The following is a 7,071-nucleotide window of genomic DNA, read 5'->3' on the forward strand; positions in this document are numbered from 1 at the left end:
AACCGACGGGAAAGCCGGTGGACCGGTAGGTTGCACGGCATGATCGGACTGCCCGACACCATCACCGCCTGTCTGTTCGACTTGGACGGTGTGCTCACCGGGACGGCCGTGCTCCACCGCGAAGCGTGGAAGCGGACGTTCGACGAGTTTCTGCGCACCCGCGACGGCGAGACCTTCCAGGAGTTCACCGACCACGACTACGCGGCCTATGTGGACGGCCGCCCGCGCGCCGACGGCGTGCGCGAGTTCCTGCGTTCGCGCGGCATCGCACTGCCCGAGGGCACTCCGGACGACGGTGTGGACGCACCGACCGTCAACGGCATAGGCAACCGCAAGAACGAACTGGTCCTCAAGATCATCGACGAGGAGGGCGTCAATCCCTACCCCGGATCGATCCGCTACCTCGAAGCGGCCGAACAGGCCGGGCTGAAGATCGCCGTGGTCACCTCGTCGGCCAACGGCGCGAAGGTGCTCGACGCCGCGGATCTGTCCCGGTTCGTGCAGGCCCGGGTGGACGGGCTGGTGATCCGCCGCGACGGGCTGCGCGGCAAACCCGCCCCCGATTCGTTCCTGGCCGGCGCGAAGGAACTCGAAGTCACCCCCGCTCAGGCCGCGGTGTTCGAAGACGCACAATCCGGGGTACAGGCCGGAAAGGCCGGGGGATTCGGGTATGTCGTGGGCGTCAACCGCGCGAACCAGGCCGCCGAACTGCGCGCGCACGGCGCCGACGTGGTGGTCGACGATCTCGCCGAACTCCTGACCGGGACCGACGTGCCGGAGTCCGCCCGGTGACCGCGACGGAGGAGAGGACGGTGGAAAGGACCGGCGTGACGGAAACGGAATTCGGCTACGAGTGCTCCCCGTGGGAGCTGCGGTGGCGCGGCCTGGACGTGGATGCGTTGCAGCGCACCGAATCGGCCTTCGCGCTGTCGAACGGCCACATCGGCATGCGCGGCACCCTGGAGGAGAGTGAACCGCGCGGGCTGCCCGGCACCTACCTCAACGGATTCTACGAACAGCACGAGCTGCCCTACGCCGAAGGCGGTTACGGCTACCCCGAAGAAGGCCAGACCGTGGTCAACGTGACCGACGGGAAGGTACTGCGGCTGCTGGTCGAGGACGAGCCGCTGGACATGCGCTACGGCGTGGCGACCGCGCACAACCGGGTGCTGGACTTCCGGTCCGGCACGCTGCGCCGGGTCACCGAATGGTCCTCCCCCACCGGGCGCCGCGTCCGGGTGACCACCGAACGGCTGGTGTCGTTCACCCAGCGCGCAGTGGCCGCGATCAGTTACGAGGTCGAGCCGCTGGACGAGGACTTGCAGCTGGTGGTGCAGTCCGATCTGCTGGCCAACGAGCCGATCGAGTCCGACACCCGGGACCCGCGGGTGGCCGCGGCTCTCGACTCGCCGCTGGTGCCGCAGTTCTGCCAGGCCGCGGACCACCAGGCGGTGCTGGTGCACGAGACCCGGATGTCGGGTCTGCGAGTTGCCGCCGCGATGGACCACAAGATCGAGGTGGACAACGGGCTGCGCACCGACATCCACGCCGAGGGCGATCTGGCCCGGCTCACCGCCGCGGTCGACGTGCGCAAGGGCGGACGGCTGCGGATCACCAAGTTTCTGGCCTACGGCTGGTCCGCGCAACGGTCCGTGCCCGCGCTGCGCGCGCAGGTGGAGGCCGCGCTGGCGGGTGGGCGACAGACTGGGTGGAAGGGCCTGATCGCCGAGCAGCGCCAGTTCCTGGACGATTTCTGGGCCACTTCGGACATCGAGATCGACGGCGACCCGGAGCTGCAGCAGGCCGTCCGGTTCGCGTTGTTCCACCTCCTGCAGGCCGGGGCGCGCGGGGAGACGAGGGCGATCGCGGGCAAGGGCCTGACCGGCCCCGGCTACGACGGGCACGCGTTTTGGGACACCGAAACCTTCGTCCTGCCGGTGCTGACCTACACGATGCCGGACGCCGCCCGGGACGCGCTCCGCTGGCGGCATTCCACTATGGACAAAGCGCGGGCGAGGGCGCAACAGCTCGGCCTGCGCGGGGCGGCGTTCCCGTGGCGGTCGATCAACGGTGCGGAATGCTCGGCGTACTGGCCGGCCGGCACCGCCGCGTTCCACGTGAGCGCGGACATCGCCGACGCGGTTCTCCGGTACATGTACGCCACCGGCGACACCGAGTTCGAACGCGACTGCGGGACCGAGCTGCTCCTGGAGACGGCCCGCCTGTGGGCCTCACTCGGGCATTTCGACCACCACGGCCACTTCCGGATCGACGGGGTGACCGGCCCGGACGAGTATTCGGCGGTGGCGGACAACAACATCTACACCAACCTGATGGCCCGGCGGAACCTGTCCGCCGCGGTCGACTCCTGCCGGCGGCACCCGGACATCGCCGCCCGGTTCGGCGTGGACACGGTGGAGCTCGACACGTGGCGCTCGGCCGCGGACGCGATGGCGCTGCCCTACGACCAGGAACTCGGCGTGCACCCGCAGTCGGAGGGTTTCCTGCAGCACGACGAGTGGGATTTCGGCGGTACCGAGCAGGAGTCCTACCCGCTACTGCTGAACTACCCGTACTTCGACCTGTACCGCAAGCAGGTGGTGAAGCAGGCCGACCTCGTGCTGGCCCTGCACCTATGCGGGGATTCCTTCAGCCCTGAGGAAAAGGCCCGCGATTTCGCCTACTACGAGGCCCGGACGGTCCGGGATTCCTCGCTGTCGGCCGGAACCCAGGCCGTGATCGCCGCCGAGGTCGGGCATCTGCAGCTGGCCTACGACTACCTGGCCGAGGCCGCCCTGACGGACTTGCACGACGTGCACAACAACGTCCGCAACGGCCTGCACATGGCGTCCCTGGCGGGGGCCTGGCAGGGCACCGTGGCCGGTTTCGGCGGCCTGCGCGACCATGGCGGGCAGCTGTCGTTCGCCCCGCGCCTGCCCGGGGAACTGCGGCGGCTGACCTTCCGCCTGACCTTCCGCGGCACCCGTTTCCAGGTCTCCATCGGGCACACCCACGCCACCTACCAGGTCCTCGACGGCCCCACCCTGGACCTGATCCACCACGGCGAACGCTTCACGGTGACCGCGGAACCACAACAGCTGCCGATCCCAGTGCTGAACGCCGGACCACCCCCCAGCCAGCCCGCGGGACGTGCCCCGGCGCGCCGGGACGCGTCGAAGGTCCGGCAGTTCATCAACGGCGGCTGAACCGGCGGCCGACGGACGGTTGAGGACGGCTTGAGGCTCGGCGGCTGCCTCCCCCAGTGGGAGGTGGCCGCCCGGGCGACGGGTTCGAGCCTCAGGCGTGCGGTGGCTGACGGCGCGGGGCCGGCCATCCAGCCCACGCAGCCCTCCGGCGCGAGCAGCCCCGGATGAGGGATGGAGAAAGCTGCCCCGTTACTCGGGACAGCCTGTGTATTCGGGGTACCTGGCGCACGTACGGCCGCGCCGGCGGTGGCGCGGTCCCCAGTGGCCGGTGTCACCGAGCCGTTCGCACCGGTTTCGTTCCGCTGGGTCACCAGGACTTTCGGGGGGTCCCCGGCGGCGGTTCGACCTCCTCGGTGCGGGACGGGGTCAGGTCCGGTCCAGGAACGGTCGCCACCTCGCCGGTGAGGTCGTCGGCTTCCGGCAAGCCCGGAATACCTGGGTCTGCGAAGGTGTCCGGAGCCGCGTCGGAGTCCCGGAGCACGGAATCCTTACCCAACGCCGACGCGTCCGGGAATGCGCTGCCGCCCGGCCGCGGGTGGCGTGGCTCGGCCGGAGGGTCGTCCTCGTCGTCGTGGTGGTCGCGGGGGAACAGGTCGCTGCGCGGGGTCATGGTTCCGGCATACCCCGTTTTCCCGCTCCGCACCAGGGCGAATCACGCCGCGCTTCCCAGGGCCGGGCAAGCGGTCCAGCAGCGTGGACAGCAGCCCGTTGCGGGTGGACCACGGAAATCGCCACGTGCCACCGGAAACGGTCAGCAGAGCGTCCGCCACCACCGCTGCGCAGCAGGGCAGGTCACGCCGCCGGTCGAGCGCGCTTGCCCGTACCAGGCAAGCGGTCCAGCAACGTGAGCAACAAACCGTCGCGAGTGGACCACGGGCAAATCGCCACCGTGCCACCGGAAACAGTCAGCAGCGCCTCCGCCACCACCGCTCCGCCGAGGGCCTGCTGGGCCCGCTGACGTGAGATGCCGGGCAGCTTCGCCCGGAGCGCCGACGGCATCGCGGCCAGCCGGGGGATCCACGAGCGCAGGTCGTCCAGCAGCAGTTCGCGGTCCTTGCCGGCGCGGTCGCCGGCCAGGCGGGCCAATTGCCGCAGGACTTTCGAGCAGCCGACCACACGGTGCTCGGCCAGCTCCGTCGTGGCGTCGCCGAGTGCCTCGGTGACCTGGGCCAGCACGTGTTCCCGCAACGCGCGGACCTGCTTTCCCCGCACGGGCGGCTCCGCCGGGAGCCAGTCGCGGGTCACCGAGCGGGCGCCCAGCGGCAACGAGCGGGCGAAGGTGGCCTGCTCACCGGCACCGGCGGACAGCTCGACCGTGCCACCGCCGATGTCCAGCGCCAGCAACGGACCGGCGGCCGCGCCGAACCACCGGCGCGCCGCCACGTAGGTCAGCTCCGCCTCGCGGCGACCTGACAGGAAGCGCAGCTCCACGCCGGTGTTGCCGGCGACGCGGCCCACCACCTCTTGCGCGTTGACCGCGTCCCGGATGGACGACGTGGCCAGCGGGAACACCTCGGGCACGCCGTGGTCCTTCGCCACCGCCATGCCGCCCGCGACCGCCGCGGAAATGGCCGCGATCCCGCAGGAGGACAGCCTGCCCTCCTCGTCGAGCGAGCGGTCGAGACGCAGCCGCGTCTGGTGGGTCAGCACCGGTTCCAGGGGCGATCCGCCGGGCTCCAGCACGACCAGCCGCGCGCTGAACGATCCGACATCCAAGACGCCTACAACCGGTCCCACGATCCTGCCCACGGTGCTGCCTACCTCACTCTCGCCATCGCCCCCGGGTTTCCCCGGCGAACCGTTCCTACACCCACCGGTACTCCCGATGCGGCGAGTGGACGGCTTTCGGCGACGGCACCGATCGGTGGGCCGGGGGCTACCCGATCAGCTCCCGCAGCTGCGAGACCGCCGCCACCCTGGCCGCACGGCCGGGCTGCAGCGGGCTGACCACCAATGTGGTCACGCCTGCCTCGGCGAACGCCGCCACCCGTTCCCGCACGTAGCTCGCCGGGCCGACCAGCGAGATCGCGCGGAGCAGCTCCTCCGGGACGGCCGCGGCGGCCGCGTCCTTCTTGCCGTCGAGGTAGAGGTCCTGGATCTGCTTCGCCTCAGCCTCGTAACCGTAGCGGACGGCGAGGGTGTTGTAGAAATTCCTGCCCCGGGCGCCCATTCCGCCGACATAAAGGGCAACCATCGGCCGCAGCTGGTCCAGCAGGTGATCGACGTCCTCGCCGATGGCCAGCGCCGGCCCGGCGAACACGTCCAGCTCGCCCAGCGCCGGGTCGCGTTTGGCCTTGCCCTCGGCCAGCGCGGCGCCCCACACCTCGGCGGCGCGCTCCGGGTGGAAGAAGATCGGCTCCCAGCCCTCGGCCAGCTCCGCGGTGAGCGCGACGTTCTTCGGTCCCAGTGAGGCCAGCAGGATCGGGATCCGCTCGCGCACCGGGTGGTTGATCAGCTTGAGCGGTTTGCCCAGCCCGGTGCCCTGGTCGGCGGGCAGCGGGATGGTGTAGTGCCGCCCCTGGTGCTGCACCCGCTCACGGCGCCACACCTGACGGCAGATGTCCACGATCTCCCGGGTCCGGGCCAGCGGAGCGTCGTACTTCACCCCGTGGAAACCCTCGATCACCTGCGGTCCGGACGCACCCAGACCGAGCGTGAACCGGCCGCCGGAGACGAAGTCGAGCCCGGCCGCAGTCATCGCGGTGAGGCTCGGCGTGCGGGTGTAGATCTGGAAGATGCCCGACGCGAGCCCGATCCGTTCGGTCTTCGCGGCCAGGTAGCCGAGCTGGCTCACCGCGTCGAAGCTGTAGGCCTCCGGGACGAACACGATGTCCAGCCCGGCCTTCTCCAGTTCGACCACGTCTTCGACGCTCTCGGCGAAGCCGCCCGAGTAGCTGATGCCGGTGCCGATCCTCATCGATCCCTCATTCCGTGCCGATCCGCGGGCAGTTCCTCGCCGACTGAGCGCTTGCTCATTATGCGTCCACCCCGTCCGCTCCGCTGCGGCGCGGGTCACATACGGGCGGTCATCCCCCACCGTAGACGGCCGCCTTCCGCGGCCTCACGGAACCAGGGCGGCTTGCACCGGGCGGGAACGGCTCGTGCGGCCTGACGACATCTGCCGTCCTTCACCGTGCCGGAGACACCCGATGCCGGTTACGCAGGCAGACCCCTTGCCGGCCGCGAGGTGCTGGCCCTCGGCTCAGCGCCTGACCAGGCTTCGGGCTCGATGCCGGGTACCCGTTGGCCTGGTTCTCCAGGACCAGGCCCGATACCCGACAAACCGCGCGCTCACCCCGGTGCGTCCGCCGACGGCCACCGAACGGCCTGGATCGGAGACACGCCATGCAAACTCGGCAAGCTCGAAGGCCACACCGCGCGAACCCAGCCTGCCCCAGAGCCACCTCGCCTGAACCCGGCCTTCCCGGAAACGACGTCGCCCGAACCCAGCCTGTCCGAAGGCACACCGCGCAAACCCAGCCTGTCCGAAGGCCACACCCGCGCGAACCCAGCCTGGCCGGAAGCCGCGTCGCCCAACCCCGGCCCACCCGGAAGGCTCGTCGCCTGAACCGGCCCTGTCCGGAAGCCACGCTGCCGGAACCCGGCCCGCTCGGAGGCGCGCCGAACGAACCCGGCGTGCCCGGAGGCGAGCCGCTGCACCGGGCCGATCGCCGACCTCGCTTGCCTCCCGTGGAGCGGGCGGACTCTGGGTCTGTGAAGGGCACCTTCACAGACCCAGAGAGGCTGTTGCGTTTTTGAGCGACCCGCCGGTGATGATCTTGGTGTGGGGTTGTGGTGGCGGGAGAATCCTGGTGTGGCTAGGGGTTTTCGTCCGGTGGATCGTGATCAGCAGTTCTTGGTGCCG

5 protein-coding genes are annotated in these 7,071 nt (G+C 70.4%); 2 read left to right on the top strand and 3 right to left on the bottom strand.

Annotated elements, in window-relative coordinates; translation table 11 throughout:
* Positions 1-39 precede the first annotated feature (39 nt).
* Positions 40-792 carry an HAD family hydrolase gene (locus D5S19_RS26595; RefSeq protein WP_120026125.1) on the top strand — a complete coding sequence of 251 codons (753 nt, stop codon included), beginning with the start codon at positions 40-42 and terminating at the stop codon, positions 790-792.
* A 35-nt stretch (positions 793-827) separates the two neighbouring features.
* Positions 828-3,206 carry a glycoside hydrolase family 65 protein gene (locus D5S19_RS26600; RefSeq protein ID WP_120026131.1) on the top strand — a complete coding sequence of 793 codons (2,379 nt, stop codon included), beginning with the start codon at positions 828-830 and terminating at the stop codon, positions 3,204-3,206.
* 307 nt (positions 3,207-3,513) lie between these two features.
* Here the strand turns inward: D5S19_RS26600 and D5S19_RS32165 are convergent, their stop codons facing one another.
* The 3 genes from D5S19_RS32165 to D5S19_RS26615 all read right to left on the bottom strand — a co-directional run bounded on the left by D5S19_RS32165 (position 3,514) and on the right by D5S19_RS26615 (position 6,123).
* Positions 3,514-3,816 (bottom strand): hypothetical protein, encoded by a 303-nt coding sequence (locus D5S19_RS32165; RefSeq protein ID WP_158605652.1) that lies wholly within the window; start codon positions 3,814-3,816, stop codon positions 3,514-3,516.
* 182 nt (positions 3,817-3,998) lie between these two features.
* Entirely contained in the window at positions 3,999-4,943 is a 945-nt protein-coding gene (locus tag D5S19_RS26610) for a Ppx/GppA phosphatase family protein (RefSeq protein ID WP_233574187.1), read from the bottom strand.
* Positions 4,944-5,082: 139 nt separating this feature from the next.
* Positions 5,083-6,123 (bottom strand): LLM class F420-dependent oxidoreductase, encoded by a 1,041-nt coding sequence (locus tag D5S19_RS26615; protein ID WP_120026127.1) that lies wholly within the window; start codon positions 6,121-6,123, stop codon positions 5,083-5,085.
* Positions 6,124-7,071: the final 948 nt, after the last annotated feature.

Source organism: Amycolatopsis panacis (genome assembly GCF_003600245.1).
Taxonomy (GTDB): domain Bacteria; phylum Actinomycetota; class Actinomycetes; order Mycobacteriales; family Pseudonocardiaceae; genus Amycolatopsis; species Amycolatopsis sulphurea.

Excerpts from the sequence above, each read along its gene's own strand:
- D5S19_RS26595 (WP_120026125.1), top strand. The coding sequence starts at position 40 with ATGATCGGACTGCCCGACACCATCACCGCCTGTCTGTTCGACTTGGAC.
- D5S19_RS32165 (WP_158605652.1), bottom strand. The coding sequence starts at position 3,816 with ATGACCCCGCGCAGCGACCTGTTCCCCCGCGACCACCACGACGACGAG.
- D5S19_RS26615 (WP_120026127.1), bottom strand. The coding sequence starts at position 6,123 with ATGAGGATCGGCACCGGCATCAGCTACTCGGGCGGCTTCGCCGAGAGC.